Source organism: Streptomyces sp. NPDC051677 (genome assembly GCF_044453465.1).
Taxonomy (GTDB): domain Bacteria; phylum Actinomycetota; class Actinomycetes; order Streptomycetales; family Streptomycetaceae; genus Streptomyces.
The window spans coordinates 18,690-38,292 of the sequence record NZ_JBITCT010000060.1 but is presented as its reverse complement, the minus strand read 5'-3'; the positions used below and the strand labels follow the sequence as shown (position 1 = coordinate 38,292).

Below are 19,603 nucleotides of genomic sequence, written 5' to 3'. Positions count from 1 at the left end.
GGAGAGCCACGGCCAGTAGGCGGAGCCGTGTGCGCCGTACGGGTCAGGTCGCCGCGGGTCCGGGTGGCAGGTGCACCGTCATGATCAGGTGGCACGCTTCGGCGCCGACACCGCGGTAGACGTGAGCGGCGTCGCCGTCGAAGGTGGCGGTCTGGCCTGCTTCGACGGTGTGCTCGGCGCCATCGACGACAAGTACCATGCGGCCCGCGGTGACGCTGACGGTTTCCACGACTCCGGCCTGGTGGGGGTGGCTCGGGTATTCCTCGCCGGGCTCCAGCCGCCAGCGCCAGACCTCGACCGGGGCGGGGCCCGAAGTCGTCAGCATGAGCCTTGCCTCACTGCCGCGCTCACCCTTCCACAGCGGCATCACGGCGTCGGCGGTCACGACGCGGACCCGGGCTTCACTCGGGCCCTCCATCAGGGCCGAGACGGAGACGCCGAGGGTGTCGGCCAATCTGACCAGAGTGGCGAAGTTCGGATTGCCCTGAGCCTTCTCCAGGCCGACCAAGGCACCCTTGCTGACCTTGGCGCGCTGGCCGAGCTCGTCCAGGGACAGACCAGCGCGGGTGCGGGCCGCCCTCACGTTGCGCGCGAGTGCGCGCAGGGCCGCCTCTGTCTCGGCCATCCGATCACCATCCTCACCAGTGGTCATTCCATTACATCGTCCGGTCGTTTGGTTGACAAACGGCGGTCGATCCGTTGTACAGTTTGGTCGTTCCACTGAAATGGTAAGGGATGTACGTACGTGATCGCTCTGCTGCTGGCCCTGGGCAGCTCCCCCGCCTACGGATGCGCCGACTTCCTCGGCGGTCTCGGAGCCCGTAGGGCGCACGTGCTGCGCACCGTGATGGTCGCGGCCCCTGCCTCGCTAGCGGTCGAGCTGATGCTGTGGCCGTTTCTCGGTGCTTCGTTCAGCAGCGGCGCTCTCGCGTGGGGCGCCGCGTCCGGAGTGGCCTCGGCCGCCGCGTTCACTCTGCTGTACCGCACGCTGGCGATCGGCCCGATGAACGTGCTCTTGCCCGTCACCGCCTTGGTCTCCGCCATGCTGCCGGTGAGCGTGGGGCTGCTCCAAGGTGAGCACTTGGGCCTGACCAGGGCCGTGGGCCTACCGCTCGCGCTGGCCGCGGTCGTCCTGGTCAGCGCCGGCCACGGCGCGGGGTCGGCGCGCCCCTCGCGGACCGCCTTGCTACTGGCCGTGGGAGCGGGCGCCCCGATCGCCCTGCAGCTGATCTTCCTGCACCAGGCGCCCGCCGACAGCGGTGTGGCACCGCTGATCATCGGCCGCGCCGTCTCCTCGGCGGTGACCCTGGCCGCGGTCGGACTGATGCGCCGCAAGCTCGGCCCGGAAAAGCCCGCGTACGCGATGTCGGCCACGGCGGGCGTACTGGACGCGGTGGCGAACGTGCTGTTCCTGCTCGCCGCCCGCAGCGGCGACCTCGCGGTGGTCGCCGTGGTCACCGCTCTGTATCCGGCGGGCACGGTTCTCCTCGCCCGCGGCGTGCTCTCCGAGCGCATCCACCGCGGCCAGCTCGTCGGCCTGGACACAGCCGCCGTCGCCGTCAGCCTCCTCGCGCGCCCCAACCCGGTATGGGCCACCATCGAGTACGACCCTAACGTCACCTTCACGGTCATCGGCGACTACGCCTTCATCCCCGGCCCCTGGCGCGCCAAGCCCGGCACGAACCCCACCGACGGCGTTCCCACCAGCTACTACGCAGCGGTGCAGTTCACCGGCCAGGCACAGATCGTCGACGACCCCGAGGCCAAGGCCGAGCTGCTGCGCCGCCAGATGGCCCACTTCCAACCCGAAGGCGACCACGGTCCCGTCGCCGTCGACCAGCCGCCCTACGGCCGGATGCTCTCCGGCATCCGTGGCCTGCGCCTCGAAGTCACCGACGTACGGGCCAAGTTCAAGTACGACGACCACAAGTCCGTCGAGCACCGCAGCGCGGTCGCCGACCGGCTCACCGCACGCGGCAACGGTCTCGACCTGTCCACCGCGCACCAGCAGCGCCGCCGCCTGGACCGCATCGGCCCGTGGAAGCCCTGAACCTCCTCCCTCCCCCCGGACGCACGAACAGAACGGAAACCCCGCACATGACCGTCTTCCGCCTCGCCCCCGCCGTAGCGGAGGCCTTCCCCGACACCCTCATCGCCCTGGTCACCGCCACCGGCCTGCGCGGCCACGAGGCGTGGCCCGACACCGCCGCCGCCATGGACGACCTGGAGCATCAACTCGCCGACGGCGCCTGGCAGCCCGCCGACGAGACCGACCCGCGCATCGAGGCCTGGCACACCGCCTACCGTTCCTTCGGCACCAACCCCCGCCGCATCCGCCCCAGCGTCGACGCGCTCGGCCGCCGCTTCGCCAAGAAGGGCACCCTGCCGCGCATCAACCCGGCCGTCGACTCCTACAACTCCGTCTCCGTCCGTCACGGCCTGCCCGCCGGCGCCTTCGACCTCGACCACGTCACCGGCGAGGTCGACATCCGGCCCGCGGACGGCACCGAGTCCTTCACCCCGCTCGGCGAGCCCGACACGGTCGAGAACCCCAAGCCCGGCGAGATCATCTACGCCGATGCCGACATCGTGCTGACCCGCCACTGGAACCACCGCGACGCCCACCAGACCTGCGTCACCAAGGACTCCACGCGCGTCGCCTTCGTCCTCGAAACCCTCCACGCCACCCGCGACGGCCACCTTCTCAAGACCGCCGCCGTCGAACTGAGGGACCTGCTCGCCGCGCACACCGAGCAGACCACGATCCACTACCTCAGCGCCGCACAGCCCGAGGCCACGGCCTGAGCCCTCGCTGGTTCTCAGGCCTGACCCTCGACGGCGTCCCGTTCATGCCGGTCAGCTCGCGGCGGGGGTGCCGACCGGACAGCCCGGTGCGGCCAGGGCATCGTCCGGCGGCAGCATGGGCCGAGCACGCGGAGCAGTGAGGGTCGGACCGTCCGTGCCGCGCAGGAACACGTCAGTACGAGCAAGACATCGATCCGGGGTGTGGTGTGGCAGATCCGGCGGCGGCAGTGACCCGTGCGGTCGCGCACGGCGTGCGCGCGGCGCGGACGACCCGGGGATGGTCCTTGGATGCCCTGGCCTCTCGCTCCGGGGTGAGTAAGGGCATGCTGGTGCTCATCGAGCAGGACCGCACGAACCCCAGCATCGGCACACTGTGCCGACTCGCGGACGCCCTGGGAACGACCCTGGCCAGGCTGGTCGAGACCTCGGAGACGCCGCCGGCCCGTGTGGTCCGGGCAGGGTGCGGGGTGTGTCTGTGGCGCAGTGAGCACAGTCCCGGCCGAGGCGTTCTCCTGGTGGGATCCGAGCCGCCGTCGTCACTGGAGATGTGGGACTGGACGATGCACGAAGGCGACAGCTACGAAGGCGACGCACACGTCGCGGGCACCAAGGAGACGGTAAGCGTCCTGCGCGGCTCCCTGGAGATCCAAGTGGCTGACGAACCAGTCGTACTGCACGCGGGCGACTCGGCAGTCTTCGCGGCCGACCGCGCACACGCCTATCGGCACACGGGCCAGGGCGAGTTGCGTTTCGTCCTGGCCGTCGCTCAGTCACAGTCAGCCCTCCTGACCCCTGCTCTTGACGGCTCCGGGTGAAGTCGAGACTTTTGCCAGGAACGGCACATCCCGAACTGGCATGCCGTCTGCGGCACTTGATGCCTCAGCCGTTGGGGCGATGGTCCGCACGCGACACTCTGGTCACGGTCTGCTGCACGCCGGGTCCGCCGGGCCTGAGATCCGGTCGCCGCACAGCGGCACTCCGACCTGGTGCCCGCAACCGCGCCAAGCCGGGCCGGGAACCGCACCGGATGACGGTCGGCGGCGGCCGGCGCCGTGCCGGCCGGGGCGTGGTCAGGGCAGCAGGCCGCGCCGACGCGCCTCCACCACCGCGGCCTGTCTGGTGGGTGCGTGCATCCGCGCCATCGCCTGACGGAGATAACCCTTGACCGTGGGGACGGAAAGGCCCAGCCGCGCCGCGATCTCGGCGTTCTTGAGGCCCAGGCCCACGAGTGCCAGCGTGTCGACCTGCCGGGCGGTGAGGCCGTCGGCGGCCCCGTGGCCGTCGGTCGGCTTCGCGGGTGCGGCGAGTTCTCTGAGCTCGGCGGCGATCAGGGGATCCGGCACGCGGTGTGCGATCTCGCGAAGGCGCGCGTGGATCTGCCCGAGGTCGGCGGGCGCCGTACGTTCGGCCGACTCGGCCGCGCGCAGGAGGCGCAGTCGGTCGTCCACCTGGTCTCTGATGTTCAGTTCGTGAGCGATGCGCCTCGCCTGACTCTCCAGGAACCCAGCGGCGTCCGGAGACCGCGACGGCGAGCGGGTGCCCAGGTACAGGAGCCCCCGCATCCTTTGACGCACGATGATGGGTGCTACCGCCAGGCTGACGATGCCTTCTCCGAGGATCTGAGAGTCGAAGTCGTGGGTGATCTCGTCGGCGGTGGCGTAGTCCTCGACCGACAGCGGCTTCCCGATCTGCCAACTGCGACCGCCGAGGCCGCGGGACGGCGCGAGCACGATCGATGTCAGCGTCCTGTGCTCCGCCCCGGAAACCGCCGTGATGCGGACTTTCCCGTTCTCGTTCAGGCCGCCGAACGCCACCGCACCGCGTATCACCCGGCGGACCTCGCGACTCGTCTGCTTCAGCAAGGCGATGTCGTCGGGTCGCATGAGATCGACGGACATCCAGTACCTACTTTCGGACGTGTCGCGGACGTGCGGGTCGCCTGAGCATGTGGCCACACCTCGACGGCAGCCGCGTCATCTACGGCAGCCGCGTCATCCTCGCCGGCACCTACCTCGGAGGCAGGGTCGAATGCCTGATCGGATCAGCAACCTGGCACACGAGAACCGTACGTTCGCCCCACCGGCCGATGTCGCGGCGGAGGCGAACCTCACAGCGGACGCGTACGAGCGTGCCGCGCAGGACAGGCTGGCGTTCTGGGCCGATCAGGCAGAACGCATCTCGTGGATCGAGCCGTTCACCGAGGTCCTCGACTGGACCAATCCACCGTTCGCCAAGTGGTTCACCGGAGGCAAACTCAACGCAGCGTACAACTGCGTCGATCGCCACGTCGAGGCCGGCCACGGCGACCGCGTGGCTCTGCACTTCGTCGGCGAGCCCGGCGATACCCGCGACATCACCTACGCTCAGCTCAAGGACGAGGTGTCCCAGGCGGCCAACGCTCTGACCCGGCTCGGCGTGCGGCCCGGTGACCGGGTGGCCGTCTACCTGCCGATGATCCCAGAGGCCGTCATCGCGATGCTCGCGTGCGCCCGCCTGGGCGCCCCGCACACCGTGGTGTTCGGTGGGTTCAGCTCCGACGCTCTGGCGAGCCGGGTTCTGGACTGCGACGCGAAGATCGTGATCACGGCGGACGGGGGCTACCGACGAGGCGCGGCGTCATCGTTGAAGCCGGCCGTCGATGAAGCCATCGCCAAGCTGGGCCCGGACAGTCCCGTCGACCATGTCGTCGTCGTGCGCCGCACGGGTCAGGACGTACCGTTCGACGACGTCAGGGACGTGTGGTGGCACGAGACCGTCGGCAGGGCGTCCGTCGAGCACACGCCCGAGGCGTTCGACTCCGAGCACCCGCTGTACGTGATGTACACGTCGGGCACCACCGGCACGCCCAAGGGCATCCTGCACACCACGGGCGGCTACCTGGTGCAGACCGCGTACACGTTCTGGGGCGTCTTCGACCACAAGCCGGACGACGTCTACTGGTGCACCGCCGACATCGGCTGGGTCACCGGTCACTCGTACCTCGTCTACGGACCACTGGCCAACGGCGCCACCCAGGTGCTCTACGAAGGCACCCCCGACACCCCGCACAACGGGCGCTGGTGGGAGATCATCCAGGACAAGGGCGTCACGCTCTTCTACACCGCGCCCACCGCGATCCGCACCTGCATGAAGTGGGGCGAGCAGATCCCGGCGCAGTACGACCTGTCGACGCTGCGGATCCTCGGTTCGGTCGGAGAGTCCATCAACCCCGAGGCCTATGTCTGGTACCGCGAGAACATCGGCGGCGGGCGGACCCCCGTCGTCGACACCTGGTGGCAGACGGAGACCGGCGGCCACATGATCAGCCCGCTGCCCGGTGTCACCGTGTCCAAGCCCGGCTCCGCCATGACGCCGATCCCCGGCGTCACCGCCGACGTCGTCGACGACGCGGGCCGCAGTGTCGGCAACGGCGAGAGCGGCTATCTCGTCATCCGTGACCCGTGGCCCTCGATGCTGCGCACGGTCTGGGGCGACGACGAACGCTACAAGGACACGTACTGGTCGCGCTGGGAGGGAATGTACTTCGCCGGCGACGGCGCCAAGCGCGACGAGGACGGCGCCATCTGGCTTCTCGGCCGCGTCGACGACGTCATGAACGTCTCCGGCCACCGACTTTCGACCACCGAGATCGAGTCCGCCCTCGTGTCCCATCCCAAGGTCGCCGAAGCCGCCGTGGTCGGCGCCACCGACGACACCACCGGCCAGGCCGTCGTCGCATTCGTCATCCTGCGCGAGTCGGCGGGCGACGGGGGCGACGACGTCGTCGCCGAGCTCCGCGATCACGTGGCCAAGGAGATCGGCCCCATCGCCAAGCCTCGGAGGGTCATGGTCGTCCCCGAGCTCCCCAAGACCCGCTCGGGCAAGATCATGCGGCGGCTGCTCCGCGACGTCGCCGAGAACCGCGCGGTCGGCGATGCCACCACGCTTGCCGACAGCTCGGTGATGGACCTCATCGCGGCAGGAATGACGGCGTCCACGACGACGGAGGAGGACTGATGCGTCTACTGATCATGGGACCTCCCGGAGCCGGCAAGGGTACGCAGGCGGTCGCGCTGGCCCGACGGGTGGACGGTCCCCACATCTCGACCGGGGACATCTTCCGGGACAACATCGGACGCCGAACCGAGCTGGGGACGCTCGCCGAGAAATACATCGCGGCAGGCGAGTACGTGCCCGACGGGGTGACCGATGCCATGGTCCGGGACCGTCTTGCGGAGCCCGACGCGACGTCGGCGTTCGTGCTGGACGGCTACCCGCGCACAGAACAGCAGGTGGCGACGCTCGACGATCTCCTGGATGCGCGTGGCGCATCAGTCGACGCCGTCATCGAGCTCGTGGTTCCCGACGAGCAGCTCGTCGCCCGCATCCACCGACGTTCGGCCGAGAGCGGTCGGCTCGACGACACGGACGAAGTCGTACGGCGCCGGCTGGCCGTCTACGCCGAGCAGACAGCCCCCCTGCTTCGCACCTACGCCGACCGCGGCCTACTGCACCGCTTGGACGGCACCGGGGATCTTGACGAGGTCCGCCAGAGCATCAATCTCGCGTTGGGGGTGTGACGGGGCCCCGCACCGGACGAACTGGATGAACCGGCCCGGATTCGCGTTCCGCAAATCCTTCCGTCGGACGGAACTCGACTGGATCGCGCTATCGCGGATCCGCTCCAATCCTCCTCACCTGTTGTCGACGAGTACAGGGAGTCATCCATGTCCGAGAGTTCGACCCCGCTGATCTTTCTGCACGGCTACTGGCACGGATCCTGGTGCTGGAGCGAGGTCATCGCCCGCGTGGCGGGCGCGGGCCGCCCGGCCGTCGCGGTGGACATGGCGGGCCACGGGCTGCGGGCCAGACGGCCGCAATGTCTCACCAGACGCCCGTTCGACCCCGCGGCGGTGGCCACCGAGGTCTCGCCGGTGGCAGCGGTGGACCTCGACCAGGCGGGCGACCTCCTCGTCGCGCAGATCAAGGAGGTCGGCCGCGGCCGCCCGGTCACGGTAGTCGCCCACAGCATGGGCGGCACCGTACTGACAAGGGCGGCCCAGCGGGCGCCCGACCTCGTGGCGCACGCGGTGTATCTGGCCGCGTTCATGCCCGCCTCCGACGTGCTGGCCATCGCCTGCGCGCAGATGCCCGAGAACGCGGGCGATCTGGTCGCACCGGCCTTCCGGGCCGACCCCGCCGCCATCGGCGCCCTGCGGCTCGACCTCGCCTCCGACGACGCCGACTACCGCCGGCAGCTGCGGGACGCGTTCTACGGCGACGTCGACCCCGCCGCCGCCGACGCCGCCCTCGCACTGCTGACCCCCGACGCTCCGGCCGGCATCGCGCTCGGCGCCACCACCCTCACCCGCGACGGCTGGGGCTCGGTCCCCCGCACCTACGTCACCTCCGCCCAGGACATGGTGATCCGCCCGGCCCTGCAGCAGAAGTTCATCCGCGACGCCGACGCCGCCTTCCCGGACAACCCGACGTCCGTGGTGGCGCTCGACTCCTCCCACTCGCCGTTCCTGTCGATGCCCGGCCAGGTGGCCGACATCGTCACCAAGCTGGGCTGACCGTCTCTGCCCGTGGCGGGCGTACCAGGGCTGGGGCAAAGCGTGGATCGCCACGATGTCGCGGGCGAAAGCAGACCGCCGCCGTCGGTGGCGTACCGCGCCGCTCAGTGGTCCGGTAGGCGTGGTGGCCAACGCCCTGGTCGTCCTTTTCGCATACCGGCCACCGAGCGCTCCACGGGGCGCTCGCCGACGCTCACGCGGTGCGCTGTGGAATGTCCTGCTCGGTCCAGATGCATTTGCCGTCGCGCAGGTAGCGGGCGCCCCAGCGTCTGGACAACGCGGAGACAAGTTGCAGGCCTCGGCCGCCCTCATCGGTGTAGGCGGCGTGCCGGATCCGCGGAGTGCTGAGGCTGCCGTCATAGACCTCGCAGGTCAGTGAGCGGCTGTCAGCAGGCGCAGGCGGACGGGGCCCTCGGCGTGCCGGATCACGTTGCCGACCAGCTCGCTGGCGAGCAACTCGGTGGTCATCACCAGTTCGTCGAGCCCCCAGACGTCCAGTCGCTCACGGACGAATGCGCGAGCCTGGCCGACTGCACGGGGATCCTCCGGAAGGTCGCATGTGGCGACATCACTGGCGTTGATGGACCTTGTGCGAGCGATCAGCAGCACGGCGTCATCGTTCGTCTGGGCATGCTCGGGCAGCAGAGCCGAGACCACTCGGTCACACAGGTCGTCGAGGCGCCGGATGGTCTCGGCCTCGTCCCGCGCCGTGAAGACGGGCGCCGCGTGCCGGGCGAGGGTCTGTTCCAACCGGAGCAGACCCTGGTCGAGACCCTGTTCCGGGGATTCGACGAGCCCGTCCGTGCACAGGACCAGCAGACTCTCTCCGGGCAGCAGCAGCTGGTGTGTTTCGAACGGTGGCTCGGCGGCCCCCCGGCGGGTCGGCCGTCATGACCGTGGCCGTGGCCGCGTTCATCGCCAGTGTCTACGTCGCGGGCCTCGTGGCAGACACCATCGGGGCCGGGGGAATCCTGGCCGCCTACGCCTCCCTGGCCGACCACTTCGAACTGCTCGGCTACATCGTCGTCGCCATCTTCGCGGCCTCATGGCTGTCTGCTGCCGCCGTCTGGGGCTACCGCGGACTCGCCGAGAAGTACGGCGACCGGCACAGTGCGGCGCCGGCTCTGGTCTCCTTGCAGTCCTTGGTCCTCTGGTCGCCCCGGCCCGGTGGTTCCGCGCTGTGCGGTGGCCTGGGCTGTTTCTCAGCCGCCCCAGGGTTCCTTGGGCAGGTGCCGGTCGAAGAACCGCTCGATCAGGCCGGGCGTGAGGACGACGTCCCGTTCTCCGGTGCCGGCCGCGTCCCGCGACGAGCGCAGCGTGGCGCGGTACGGCGATTCGGGGTTCTCCCAGGCCGCCGTGTTGAGGAAGCCGTGGTCTACGTCGTGGACCAGGAGCAGATGCGCCTCGGCATCGGCCGCCACCAGGGCGTCGAACAGTCTGCGGGCCTGTGCCGGGCCGATGACCAGGTCGGCGTCGCCGTGGAGCAGCAGGACCGGCGGGGCACCGGGACCGACCTGGTGGACGGGGCTGGCCTCGCGGGCGAGGTCGGGCAGGTCGGCGGGCCGGCCGCCCAGCAGGCCCCAGGACGGGTCGTCCCGGTCCTGGTCGCCGAGGATGCCGCCGGGAAGGGCGCTCCTTCTCTCGCTTTTCTCGGGCGTGCGGGGCGTGGCGGCACCGGCCGCGCGGGGTCGGCCGCCACGCCGCGGCGGGGCCCGGAGTCAGAACATGGTGTTGTCGTTGGCCGAGACGGCCGAGACGGCCGGGACCGACTGGATGACGTCCCAGTGCTCGACGACCTTGCCGTCGCGGACCCGGTACAGGTCGAGGACGGGGGTACCGGGGTCGTCGGGGGCGAACTTGTAGAGGGCGTGGATGGCGACGTAGTCGCCCTGGGCGATGACCTGCTTGACGCTGACGCTGAAGCCGGGGTTCTCAAGGACGGACGCGAAGAAGCCCTTGGCGGCCGCGATGCCGTTGGGCGACTGCGGATTGTGCTGGTAGAAGGGGTCCACGGCGTACCGGTCGAAGGCGGTGACGTCCCGGCCGGCGGTCACCTCGTTGAACATGGTCGTCGCGATCCGCTTGCTCTCGGCGGTGGACACGCGCGGGTCCGGCCACTGTCGCTGTGGGGCGCTCAGCGTGGAGAACATGTCGTTGCCGCTGACGGAGGTGTCCGGGACCGGCTGGGTCACGTCCCAGTGTTCGGCGATCTTCCCGTCCTGGACCCGGAAGACGTCGACGACCGCCTGGCCCTTGGTGCCCGGCTCCGACACGGAGTTGGAGTGCAGCAGGACCAGGTCGCCCTCGGCGAGAGCCCGCTCAACGGTGACATGCAGCTCCGGGTGAGCGGCCCGCAGGCCGGTCACGTACTGACGCAGAGCGTCGCGGCCGTCAGGGGAGTTCGGGTGGTGCTGGATGTAGTCCGGCCGGACGAACCGGTCGATCACGGCGAGGTTGCCGTGGTTGAACAGCTGGTCGAAGAAGTGGACCACCATGGCCTTGTTCGCCGTGGCCTCACGGTCGCCGGCAAGCGCCGAGGCGGCGGGGACCGGTCGGGGCGAGGCCGCCGCGGCGGTCACGAGCCCGCCCGACAGCACGCCGATCGTGGTCATGGCGACCAGAACCCGTCCGGCGCTTCGGGCATGGCTCGCTGGAATGAGCATGGCCGAGACTCACTTTCGTGAAGAAATCCCTGGGGCGGCGCATCGGCGAAGCCGGGCCGGGCAAGGGCCGCAGAGTTACCTCTTGTGCGTAACCCCATGATGGGTGACTATCGAGAAAGACGTAAGGAGGCACTTTCATGTCAGCCACGAACAGCGTTGTGCCCGTGCCCGACCCTCTCGACAAGGACTGCCCGATCCGCGAGGTGCTCGACCGGGTCGGCGACAAGTGGAGCAGCCTGATCGTCGTGCGGCTCGGGCAGCGCACCCACCGTTTCAACGAACTGCATCGCGAGATCGACGGGATCAGCCAGCGGATGCTGACCCTGAACCTGCGCCAACTGGTCCGCGACGGCTTGGTCAGCCGCACGGCCTACGCCACCGTGCCGCCGCGCGTCGACTACGAACTCACCGAACTGGGCCGCACCTTGCTCGCCCCGATCACCGCACTGCACGAATGGGCCGTGGCCCATCGTGACGACATCCGCCAGGCGCGTGTCGACCACGACGGCGCCATGGCCGCAGGGGTCGATTCCGTGGCTGCGCCCGCCTGATCAAGGACACTCGCGACAGATGACGTAGACGGGACGGGACGAATCTCCGCCAGGATCCGGTCATTCGCGTATTACCGCAGCCGCCTGCCGCTCCCTACCGTCGGTCCCGTCACCGTCGTAGAGCGCGCGGTGCCGATGAGGGCGTTCGGACCGGGACCTGCTGCATCACCTCCCAGTGCTCGACGACCAAGACCGCGCCGAAGCCGACGCAGGGCGGGCGGTCAGCGCCGCCGAAGCCGCCTGCGCGGACCGCGGATCGCGCTGTACGCCCTGCTGATCGCCGACACCCTGGAAGCACTGGTGCCGGTGCTCTGGGTGCTGAGCGGTTCCCTGCAGAGCTCCGAGCAGCTGTACAAGGGAACGAACCCGATCCCGCACCCCTTCGAATGGGGCAACTTCGCCACCGCGTGGAACGAGGGTGGCTTCAGCCAGTACCTGCCCAACAGCCTGCTCTACACGGCGGTCGCGGTCCTCGGGATCCTCATCATCTCCAGTCTCGTCGGCTACGCGCTGGCCCGCATCGAGTTCCCGGGGCGAGGGGCGATCGTGGCAGCCGTCCTGTCATCATGATCATCCTGCCGGCCTCGTTCATCGCCCAGTACAAGCTCATGATCGCGCTCGGCCTGGCCAACACCTGGATGGGCTACATCCTCATACTCATCGCCGGCGGGCTGCCGATCTCCATCCTGATCATGCGCGGGTTCTTCGCCAGCCAGCCCAAGGAGCTCGAGGAGGCCGCCGCCATCGAGGCCGCCTCCCTGCTCGGCACCTTCTGGCGGATCATCCTCCCGCTCGCCAAGCCAGGTCTTGTCGCGGTGGCCGTCATCCAGGCCATGCACGTGTGGAACGAGTACCTCATGGCCCTGGTGCTGTTCAACGACAGTTCCCTGATGCCGGTGCAACGCGGGCTCACCAACTTCGTCTCCGCAGAAACCCCACAGCAGCAGATCCTGCTCGCCGCCTCAGTCATCGCCGTGCTGCCGATCGTCATCTTCTACGCCATCGCGCAGCGAAACATCGTCAGCGGACTGTCCGCCGGCGCGCTCAAGTGACCAAGCAATGCCCGCTAACAACGGCTAACAACGGCTAACACAACGAGGTGGATCGCTGCTGCTTGCCGTGTCCAGGGCAGGAGTTGCGGGTTCGCCCCGTTGTGGGGACATCGCCGTGGATCGTGTCGGATGAGCTGTGGAACCGCTTGGAGCCGCTGCTGCCGCAGCGTGAGCGGCGCTTTCGGTACCCGGGCCGCAAGCCGCTGCCGGACCGGGAGGTGCTGTGCGGGATCTTGTACGTGCTGCACACCGGCATCCAGTGAGAGTACCTGCCCAGGGAGCTGGGCTTCGGCTCTGGCATGACCTGCTGGCGGCGGCTGCGGGACTGGAACGAGGCCGGCGTCTGGCAGCGACTCCACGAAGTTCTGCTCGCAGAGCTGAACGCGGCCTCGCGGCTGGACCGGTCCCGCTGCGTGGTCGACTCCTCCCACGTCAGGGACCTAAAAGGGGGCAGCACACGGGCCCTTCGCCGGTCGACCGCGGGCGGGCCGGCTCGAAGCACCACTTGATCACCGACGGGCATGGCACACCGCTCGCGGTCCTGTTGACCGGCGGCAACCGCAACGATGTCACCCAGCTGCTGCCCCTGCTCGATGAGATTCCGCCGGTCCGCGGCCGGGTTGGCCGTCCGCGCCGCAAGCCCGACGCGCTGTTCGCCGACCGGGGCTACGACCACGACATCTACCGCGACCAGGTCCGCGACCGAGGCATCGTGCCCGCGATCGCCCGGTGCGGCACACGACATGGCACCGGACTGGGTACCTACCGATGCGTGGTCAAGCGCAGCTTCGCCTGGCTGCACGGCTTCCGACTACTGCGGATCCGCTGGGGACGACGGGCCGACATCCACGAAGCATTCCTCAAACTCGCCTCCTGCCTGATCACCCACCGACAACTCGGCTCATTGTGTTAGCCGTTGTAAGCGGCAGCTCAAACTGCGATGCCGAGTCCGGTGCGGGGTGATGGATGAACTCACGAACCCCTGTCAGACCCGGCCGCCCCTGCGGCCGGGTCTGACAGGCACCATCTGGATCCACGGCGTAGGTGGGCCGTGCATCCAGGTGAACTTCATCCAGGAGTGGTGGCCGAGGGAATTCTCCAGCATGCCGATGAGCATCCGGTCGGCCCCGATGTCGGCGAGGGATTTGAGGATGGTGTAGTCGACGTAGAACTCCGTGTCCTCGTCATTCGCGAGCTGGTAGATGAGGAACCGGAGCTGCTCGTTGGAGACGTCGCCGATCTTACTGTCGTTGTCGAAGCGGTGCAGCTGAGGCATAGTTCGGGAATCCTCCAATCCAGTCGGGTTAGGGCCAATGCCGCCCGGTGCCAACGCCCGAGTTCGCCGGCATCCTGGGCCACAATAGCCTCGCCGTTTCGGTTGCGGCGGGCCCGGCTGGTGGAGGTCCATCCCAACTCCCCCAGATGCGTGGACTGCACGGCGGTGCGACGCTAGAAAGAGCGGACCGCACTGCCTGCCATCCGCCCCTATGTGGGAGAGAGGCCGACATGGCAACGACACCTCACGCCGGCTCTAGCACTGACATCTGCGCCCAGATGAGGCACGATGCCGAGCTAAGCAAAAAGGAACTAAGGGACGAGAGAAAAAAGCTCTCCGCACTCAAGCTCAAGCATGAAACGGATCCAATAAAGGCTCAACAGTTGAGGGAGGAAATTGAAGAACTGGAAGATAGAATAAAGCTCGACGAAGCCCAACTCCAGGTGCAATTGGAAGACATTGCCGCCAATTGTAGTGGCCACTAGATTCTGCCTCTTTGGTCAGCGTCCTGCCCAGATGAGGATGGCGGCGAGGTGGAGTGCGGCCTGGTAGGCGATGGTGAGTTTGTCGGTTCGTGTGGCCAGACCGCGCCACTGCTTGAGGCGGTTGATGCACCGCTCGACGGTGTTGCGCTGCTTGTAGGCCTCCGCGTCGAAGCCGGGTGGGCGCCCGCCATGGCAGCCTCGCCGCAGACGGTGGCCGAACTGTGCGGCGGCTTCGGAGACGGATCCAGCACCGCGCGCAGCCGGGACGCGTCGGCGAGCTGGTGAGTGCCTCACGCTGTCGGGGATCTTGGAAATCGAGGGTGGTCCGTGACCGTGGCGGTGGTGCTTGTGACCGTTACTGAGGTTCCTCCAGTTCGTCACCCTGGTGGGTCCAGGCGTAGGCGGTGGTCCCGACCGGGAAGTAGCGGGTGCCGTCGGCGTGGCGGAAGTGGAACCGCTCGTGGACCCGCACGGGCCCGTGGTCGTCCGGGTGCGCCGGGCCGCAGTGGAAGGCACCGGTGACCGAGTCCAGGGACCGGGCGTTGCTCGCAGTGCGGAAGGTCCAGGTTCCCTCCTCGTCCGGCAGGAACCGGATGCGGTAGGTCCTCTCGCCGTCGTGGAAGCCGTGAGCGGTCAGCGTCCGGTCTCCGTGGCGGAATTCCGCCCGGAGCACGACGTCCGTGAAAGGGTTGCCGTGTCCGGGACCGTGCAGCTCCAGCTCGTATGTCCGCCAGCGCGTGGCGGTTTCCCGCTGCACGCACTGGGCGCTGCCGACGGGCACATCGGCCGATTCGTAGTCGGGGGACGGGAGGACGACCGCTTCGGCGGGGGGAAGACAACGGCTCGCTGACCGTCTCGGGGACGGTGGCCAGTTCGTCGAAGAGGGCGGCCTGGGCCTCGGGGTCGGTCCGCAGCCTCTCGATGAAGCTCAGCACCTGCCGCAGCGTTCCATGCCCGAACTGGACCGTCGTCAACTCGTCGTCGAGACGGGGCACATGTTTGCGGAGCACGGCTTCGGCCTGCGTGTCGCGCAGGATCGCACCGAGGACGGGCTCTGGGCCGTAGGGCATGCTGGCTCCTGGGGGTCGTGGACGGGTACGGAAAGAGCGAATGGTGGGGCCCCGCAGTCCCCCGGATTCTTCGTCGCCCGTTGCCGGTGGCGCCGGCGTCTCGGTGCTTCGACGCCGGCCAGGTCTCATACGGCGGCATTGCGCCCGCGGTCCTGGACGAGACCGAACGGCGCTGGCGCTCCCGTCAGCTCGTGACCGGCGGGTACTGGAACCGGCCCGGGCCCGCCGTCAGCTCCTTCCCGTCGGGGAGGACGACGGTGGCTGTGCTGGTGGGCGGCACGTCGACGGTGAGGTGCAGGGTGTCGCCGTCGGTACGCCATTCGACCGCGATGGTGCCGCGGGGGCTGTCGAAGGTGCCGCGCGCCCAGTCGAGGGAGGCGTGAGGTACGGGGGCGACGACGAACCGCTCCCAGGCCACCGAGTTCTCGGCCTGCCGCAGTCCGAGGGTGTGAGTGTGCAGGAAGCCGATGACGGCGCCCTTGCTGTAGTGATTGAGGGAGGCGTGTGCGTCGCCGTTCTCGTCGACGCCGTCCCACTCCTCCCAGATCGTCGTGGCACCGCGGTCGAGCATGCCGAGCCAGGAGGGTGAGCTGCGCTGGAGGAGCAGCCGGTAGGCGAGGTCGGTGTTGCCGGTGTCGGCGAGGACGGGCAGCAGGTGGGCGGTGGAGAGGAAACCGGTGCCCAGGTGGGTGCCGGCCGCCTCGATGAGCTCGGTCAGCCGCGCGGCGACGGCGTCGCGCAGTTCCTCGGGCGCCAGGCCGTAGGCGAGGGCGCGGACGTAGCCGGCCTGGGTGTCGACGGTGGTGCGGCCGGTGTCGTCGAGGAACTCCGTCCGCCATGCCTCCTTGATCCGCTCCGCCAGCCGGGTGTAGCGGGCGGCATCGGCCTCGCGGCCCAGGACCCGGGCGATCCTGGCGAGGGTGCGGGCCGAGAGGTGCAGGAACGCGGTGCCGACCTCGCCCTTGTCGGTCTTCATCCAGGCCTCGGGCTCGTCCTGGGCCGGTTCGATGGGCGTGCCGTCCGCGGCGCGGGGTGCCGGCTCGCTCCATTCGCCCCAGTGGAAGGAGCCGTCCCAGATGAACTCCTCGTGGGGCAGGGGTTCGGCCGAGCGGGCCACCCGGGAGGGGTGGCGGGCGGTGCGGGCCGTGTTCAGTGCCCACTCGACCCAGCGGACCATCGCGTCCCAGTTCTCCGCGAGGACCTGGTGGTCGCCGTAGGTCTCGTACAGATGCCACGGCACGAGCACGACGGCGTCGCCCCAGCCGGCGGAACCGGCCATCATGTCCAGCCGCTGGTCGCCGCGGAGCTTGGCGCGCCGTCCGTCGGGGGAGAAGTTGGCGATGCGTCCGTCGTCGAGCTGGTCGTCGCGGACCGAGCGCAGCCACTTGCGGCTGAACCCGGACACGTCGTAGAGGCGTGTGGCGCTGGGGAGGAAGACCTGGTAGTCGCCGGTCCAGCCGATGCGCTCGCGGGTGGGGCAGTCGGTGGGCACGTCGACGGCGTTGCCTCTAAAGCTCCAGCGGGCGACCTCGTGCAGATGGTTGAGGTCCGGGTGGGAGCAGGCGAAGGTGCCGGCGGGGCGCAGGTCGGTGTGGACCACCCGCATGGTCAGGCTGGAGGCTTCCAGCGGGACTTCGCCGCGCTCCAGGCGGGCGTAGCGGAATCCGTGCACGGTGTGGCGGGGTTCGAAGACCTCGCCCGCGGCGCCGGAGGAGATGACTTCGTCGTGCTGGACGAAGACGGTCACCGGGTCGCCCGGGCGCTGGATGTCGAGGTGGGTGGTGGTCAGGCCGCCGGTTGCGGGGTCGAGGTGCTCGCCGTGGTCGATCACGGTGCGGGTGCCGGCCGGGCCGAGGTCGCTCAGGACGAGCCAGCCGGAGGCGTTCTGGCCGAAGTCGGCGATCCAGGCGCCGTCGGGCAGCCGGGTGAGTGAGGTGGCGGGGCGGTCCTCGATGACGCGTACCGGCGGGGCCGGGGACCAGTCGATCGGGGGCGCGGTGACGGCGTCGACGAGGACCGGCCGTTCGGGGCCGCGGGCTGCGAGGAAGTCAGTGATCTGGCCGTCCATCAGGTCGGCCCGGGTGATGGGGCTGGGGGCCGAGGTCCAGTGCTCGTCGGTGCGTACGACCTGACGCGTCCCGTCGGCGAGTTCCAGATGCAACTCCAGGCGGGCGGCGAGGAGTTCGCCCCAGCCGGCCGGCTTGCGGAAGGCGCCCACCTGGCCTCGGTACCAGCCGTCGGACAGCACGATCTCGATGGTGTTGGAGTCCGGGCGGACAGACGAGGTGACGTCGGAGGTCTGCGCGTACAGGGTGCGGTCGTACGACGTCGAGCCCGGCGCGAGTTCGACGGTGCCCGCCCGCTCGCCGTTGACGAAGGCCTCGTACACGCCCAGGGCCGTCGAGTAGAGACGTGCGCGGACCGGCTCGGTGGTGGTGAAGGTGGTGCGCAGGATATACGTGGGGCGGGTTCCGGGGGCCAGGCGTGCGTTCTCCGGATCGGCGGCGGGGGTGATCCAGTGTGCCGTGCAGTCCTCGTCGAGGAGACCTGCCTCGAATTCGTGCCAGGCGCTGCACGGCGAGATCTGCGCTTCGCCGCGGGAGCGGACACGCCAGCGGACGCGCTCGCCGCTGCGCAGCGGCGGGGCCGGCCAGTCGACGTACAGATGGTCGTGGGCGGGGGTCGTCAGCGGCGGCCGGCCCTCGACATGGATCTCCAGCTCGTGGGCGGCGTGGGCCGGTATGCCGGTGGGGGGCTTCCACGACAGACGGGGTCGGCTGCCGGAGACCGGGAAGAGGTCACCGCCGAAGTCGATCGCGAGGTCGTACGGAGCGGGCGTGGCCATGAGTGCCATCGCCTCCATTTCCGGGTGGGTGGCCGATCGGTTCAGGAGTGGAGCGCCCGGGTCGAGTCGCGGACCACCAGGCGGGTGGCCAGCTCGACGTGATGGGAGTCGATCTCCTCCGCGGCGGCCAGGCGCAGCGCGGTACGCAGGGCCACGGTTCCCATCTCCAGGACGGGACCGTGGATGGTGGTCAGCGGGGGTGAGATCACCCGGGCCAGCGGGGTGTTGTCGAAACCGACGACGCTGAGGTCGTCCGGTACGCGCAGGCCACGCAGGCGGGCGGCTTCAATGAGACCGGCGGCCAGTTCGTCGGAGGCGGCGAACACTGCGGTGGGCGCGGGGTCCACGGCCAGCAGCCGCCCGCCGTGCTCGACGCCCTCGGCGGCGTGGAAGGTGCCGGCGTGGCGGATCAGTTCACCCGACACTGGCACGCCGGCCGCCTCCATCGCGCTGCGGAACCCGTGCAGCCGGGCCTGGTTGGACCAGGCGTGCTCGGTGCCGCCCAGGTAGGCGATCCGGCGGTGGCCGAGGGAGAGCAGATGGGTGGCGGCGGCGTTGCCGCCGGCGAAGTTGGTCGCGCCGACGCTGACGATCGAGCCGTCGGGCAGGGCCTCGGGGTCGAGCAGCACCACTGGCAGCCGGACCCGGTTGAGGGCTTCGAGGATCGGGCCCGACAGGGTGTTCGCCGTGACCGTGATGACCGCGCGACGGCCGGCGGCGGCCAGGCCTCGGGCCCAGGCGGCGGGGTCGGCCGCCGGATCGTGCTCGCCGCGCCTGCTGACCACCACGGCGACGCCCTCACGGGCCCCGGCGTCCACCACGCTCTGGATGATCTCGGTGTGGTAGATACTCAGCCGCTCGAAGCCGAAGAACAGCTCCACGGTGGGGTGCGCGCGCAGGTCGTCGCGGTTGCCGCCGTAGTTGTGCTGGCGCATCAGGTCCAGCACCAGGTCGCGGGTCTGCTGGGCGACGTCGGGACGCCCGTTGATGACCTTGGAGACGGTGGCCACCGAGACACCGGCGTGCTCGGCGATCTGCGCCAGCGTCACGCGGCTGGAAGTGGATGCCATGACTCCCCCTTTGACGAGCGTGCCGGACAGAATACTTCTCCGCGGGGAGCACAGTAGCACCGAAACATTTTTCGGTGAGTTATCGGATTCAACTCGCGGGAAAAGACTGCTGAAATGAGCGGCGCCCAGAGGGTTGACGACAGTCTTGGGCGTACCTAACGTTCACCGTCAGCAGTTCGCAGAGAAATCAGTTTCGCTCATCTGCGCCATACATTTTCGGTGCGCCGCTCA

General features: G+C 69.4%; 18 protein-coding genes and 4 pseudogenes. 12 read left to right on the top strand and 10 right to left on the bottom strand.

Features of this window, described 5'->3' with window-relative positions:
• Positions 1–43: 43 nt before the first annotated feature.
• Positions 44–625 (bottom strand): helix-turn-helix domain-containing protein, encoded by a 582-nt coding sequence (locus ACIBAF_RS42570; protein ID WP_399471011.1) that lies wholly within the window; start codon positions 623–625, stop codon positions 44–46.
• 120 nt (positions 626–745) lie between these two features.
• Here ACIBAF_RS42570 and ACIBAF_RS42565 point away from each other — a divergent pair.
• The 4 genes and pseudogenes from ACIBAF_RS42565 to ACIBAF_RS42550 all read left to right on the top strand — a co-directional run.
• Positions 746–1,573 (top strand): annotated as a pseudogene (locus tag ACIBAF_RS42565) (EamA family transporter); the annotation flags it as partial.
• 6 nt (positions 1,574–1,579) lie between these two features.
• Positions 1,580–2,050, top strand: a pseudogene (locus tag ACIBAF_RS42560) (FMN-binding negative transcriptional regulator); the annotation flags it as partial.
• Positions 2,051–2,097: 47 nt separating this feature from the next.
• Positions 2,098–2,805: a B3/4 domain-containing protein gene (locus ACIBAF_RS42555; protein ID WP_399471009.1), complete on the top strand. Its 708-nt coding sequence runs from the start codon at positions 2,098–2,100 to the stop codon at positions 2,803–2,805.
• Between the two features lie 206 nt (positions 2,806–3,011).
• Positions 3,012–3,620, top strand: a complete 609-nt coding sequence (locus ACIBAF_RS42550; RefSeq protein WP_399471007.1) for a helix-turn-helix domain-containing protein — start codon at positions 3,012–3,014, stop codon at positions 3,618–3,620.
• A 255-nt stretch (positions 3,621–3,875) separates the two neighbouring features.
• Here ACIBAF_RS42550 and ACIBAF_RS42545 read toward each other — a convergent pair whose 3' ends face one another.
• Positions 3,876–4,703, bottom strand: a complete 828-nt coding sequence (locus tag ACIBAF_RS42545) for a LuxR C-terminal-related transcriptional regulator (protein ID WP_399471005.1) — start codon at positions 4,701–4,703, stop codon at positions 3,876–3,878.
• A 130-nt stretch (positions 4,704–4,833) separates the two neighbouring features.
• On the opposite strand from ACIBAF_RS42545, the gene acs reads away from it, so the two are divergent.
• The 3 genes from acs to ACIBAF_RS42530 all read left to right on the top strand — a co-directional run bounded on the left by acs (position 4,834) and on the right by ACIBAF_RS42530 (position 8,360).
• Positions 4,834–6,801, top strand: coding sequence for an acetate--CoA ligase (gene acs, locus ACIBAF_RS42540; RefSeq protein WP_399471003.1), 1,968 nt, complete (start codon positions 4,834–4,836; stop codon positions 6,799–6,801).
• Entirely contained in the window at positions 6,801–7,364 is a 564-nt protein-coding gene (locus ACIBAF_RS42535; protein WP_399471001.1) for an adenylate kinase, read from the top strand. The genes acs and ACIBAF_RS42535 overlap by 1 nt, the downstream gene beginning before the upstream one ends.
• A gap of 147 nt (positions 7,365–7,511) precedes the next feature.
• Positions 7,512–8,360 (top strand): alpha/beta fold hydrolase, encoded by an 849-nt coding sequence (locus ACIBAF_RS42530; protein ID WP_399470999.1) that lies wholly within the window; start codon positions 7,512–7,514, stop codon positions 8,358–8,360.
• A gap of 372 nt (positions 8,361–8,732) precedes the next feature.
• Here the strand turns inward: ACIBAF_RS42530 and ACIBAF_RS42525 are convergent, their stop codons facing one another.
• The 3 genes from ACIBAF_RS42525 to ACIBAF_RS42515 form a co-directional block, all read right to left on the bottom strand.
• On the bottom strand, positions 8,733–9,170 hold the full coding sequence (locus tag ACIBAF_RS42525) for a hypothetical protein (RefSeq protein ID WP_399471042.1): 438 nt from the start codon (positions 9,168–9,170) through the stop codon (positions 8,733–8,735).
• A 392-nt stretch (positions 9,171–9,562) separates the two neighbouring features.
• Entirely contained in the window at positions 9,563–9,976 is a 414-nt protein-coding gene (locus tag ACIBAF_RS42520) for an alpha/beta hydrolase family protein (RefSeq protein ID WP_399471040.1), read from the bottom strand.
• A 102-nt stretch (positions 9,977–10,078) separates the two neighbouring features.
• Positions 10,079–10,972 (bottom strand): ester cyclase, encoded by an 894-nt coding sequence (locus ACIBAF_RS42515; RefSeq protein ID WP_399470997.1) that lies wholly within the window; start codon positions 10,970–10,972, stop codon positions 10,079–10,081.
• A gap of 188 nt (positions 10,973–11,160) precedes the next feature.
• On the opposite strand from ACIBAF_RS42515, the gene ACIBAF_RS42510 reads away from it, so the two are divergent.
• The 4 genes and pseudogenes from ACIBAF_RS42510 (at position 11,161) to ACIBAF_RS42495 (ending at position 13,539) form a co-directional block, all read left to right on the top strand.
• Complete coding sequence (locus ACIBAF_RS42510) at positions 11,161–11,574, top strand: winged helix-turn-helix transcriptional regulator (protein WP_399470995.1); 414 nt, start codon at positions 11,161–11,163, stop codon at positions 11,572–11,574.
• Between the two features lie 300 nt (positions 11,575–11,874).
• Complete coding sequence (locus ACIBAF_RS42505) at positions 11,875–12,144, top strand: hypothetical protein (protein WP_399470993.1); 270 nt, start codon at positions 11,875–11,877, stop codon at positions 12,142–12,144.
• On the top strand, positions 12,141–12,626 hold the full coding sequence (locus ACIBAF_RS42500) for a carbohydrate ABC transporter permease (RefSeq protein ID WP_399470991.1): 486 nt from the start codon (positions 12,141–12,143) through the stop codon (positions 12,624–12,626). Before ACIBAF_RS42505 ends, ACIBAF_RS42500 begins: the two co-directional genes overlap by 4 nt.
• A 62-nt stretch (positions 12,627–12,688) precedes the next feature.
• Positions 12,689–13,539 (top strand): annotated as a pseudogene (locus ACIBAF_RS42495) (IS5 family transposase).
• A gap of 72 nt (positions 13,540–13,611) precedes the next feature.
• On the opposite strand, the gene ACIBAF_RS42490 reads toward ACIBAF_RS42495, so the two are convergent.
• Positions 13,612–13,902 carry a hypothetical protein gene (locus tag ACIBAF_RS42490; protein ID WP_399470989.1) on the bottom strand — a complete coding sequence of 97 codons (291 nt, stop codon included), beginning with the start codon at positions 13,900–13,902 and terminating at the stop codon, positions 13,612–13,614.
• 230 nt (positions 13,903–14,132) lie between these two features.
• Between ACIBAF_RS42490 and ACIBAF_RS42485 the strand changes: the two genes are divergently transcribed.
• On the top strand, positions 14,133–14,387 hold the full coding sequence (locus ACIBAF_RS42485; RefSeq protein WP_399470987.1) for a hypothetical protein: 255 nt from the start codon (positions 14,133–14,135) through the stop codon (positions 14,385–14,387).
• A 15-nt stretch (positions 14,388–14,402) separates the two neighbouring features.
• Here the strand turns inward: ACIBAF_RS42485 and ACIBAF_RS42480 are convergent.
• The 4 genes and pseudogenes from ACIBAF_RS42480 to ACIBAF_RS42465 form a co-directional block, all read right to left on the bottom strand.
• Positions 14,403–14,585: pseudogene (locus ACIBAF_RS42480) on the bottom strand (IS5/IS1182 family transposase); the annotation flags it as partial.
• A gap of 157 nt (positions 14,586–14,742) precedes the next feature.
• On the bottom strand, positions 14,743–15,168 hold the full coding sequence (locus ACIBAF_RS42475) for a DUF5060 domain-containing protein (RefSeq protein WP_399470985.1): 426 nt from the start codon (positions 15,166–15,168) through the stop codon (positions 14,743–14,745).
• Positions 15,169–15,641: 473 nt separating this feature from the next.
• Entirely contained in the window at positions 15,642–18,302 is a 2,661-nt protein-coding gene (locus ACIBAF_RS42470; protein ID WP_399470982.1) for a family 78 glycoside hydrolase catalytic domain, read from the bottom strand.
• A 41-nt stretch (positions 18,303–18,343) separates the two neighbouring features.
• Positions 18,344–19,372: a LacI family DNA-binding transcriptional regulator gene (locus tag ACIBAF_RS42465; RefSeq protein ID WP_399470980.1), complete on the bottom strand. Its 1,029-nt coding sequence runs from the start codon at positions 19,370–19,372 to the stop codon at positions 18,344–18,346.
• Positions 19,373–19,603 lie beyond the last annotated feature (231 nt).

Excerpts from the sequence above, each read along its gene's own strand:
- ACIBAF_RS42535 (WP_399471001.1), top strand. The coding sequence starts at position 6,801 with ATGCGTCTACTGATCATGGGACCTCCCGGAGCCGGCAAGGGTACGCAG.
- ACIBAF_RS42510 (WP_399470995.1), top strand. The coding sequence starts at position 11,161 with ATGTCAGCCACGAACAGCGTTGTGCCCGTGCCCGACCCTCTCGACAAG.
- ACIBAF_RS42515 (WP_399470997.1), bottom strand. The coding sequence starts at position 10,972 with ATGACCACGATCGGCGTGCTGTCGGGCGGGCTCGTGACCGCCGCGGCG.
- ACIBAF_RS42500 (WP_399470991.1), top strand. The coding sequence starts at position 12,141 with ATGATCATCCTGCCGGCCTCGTTCATCGCCCAGTACAAGCTCATGATC.
- ACIBAF_RS42570 (WP_399471011.1), bottom strand. The coding sequence starts at position 625 with ATGGCCGAGACAGAGGCGGCCCTGCGCGCACTCGCGCGCAACGTGAGG.
- ACIBAF_RS42485 (WP_399470987.1), top strand. The coding sequence starts at position 14,133 with ATGGCAACGACACCTCACGCCGGCTCTAGCACTGACATCTGCGCCCAG.
- ACIBAF_RS42470 (WP_399470982.1), bottom strand. The coding sequence starts at position 18,302 with ATGGCCACGCCCGCTCCGTACGACCTCGCGATCGACTTCGGCGGTGAC.
- ACIBAF_RS42490 (WP_399470989.1), bottom strand. The coding sequence starts at position 13,902 with ATGCCTCAGCTGCACCGCTTCGACAACGACAGTAAGATCGGCGACGTC.
- ACIBAF_RS42465 (WP_399470980.1), bottom strand. The coding sequence starts at position 19,372 with ATGGCATCCACTTCCAGCCGCGTGACGCTGGCGCAGATCGCCGAGCAC.
- ACIBAF_RS42555 (WP_399471009.1), top strand. The coding sequence starts at position 2,098 with ATGACCGTCTTCCGCCTCGCCCCCGCCGTAGCGGAGGCCTTCCCCGAC.
- acs (WP_399471003.1), top strand. The coding sequence starts at position 4,834 with ATGCCTGATCGGATCAGCAACCTGGCACACGAGAACCGTACGTTCGCC.
- ACIBAF_RS42545 (WP_399471005.1), bottom strand. The coding sequence starts at position 4,703 with ATGTCCGTCGATCTCATGCGACCCGACGACATCGCCTTGCTGAAGCAG.
- ACIBAF_RS42530 (WP_399470999.1), top strand. The coding sequence starts at position 7,512 with ATGTCCGAGAGTTCGACCCCGCTGATCTTTCTGCACGGCTACTGGCAC.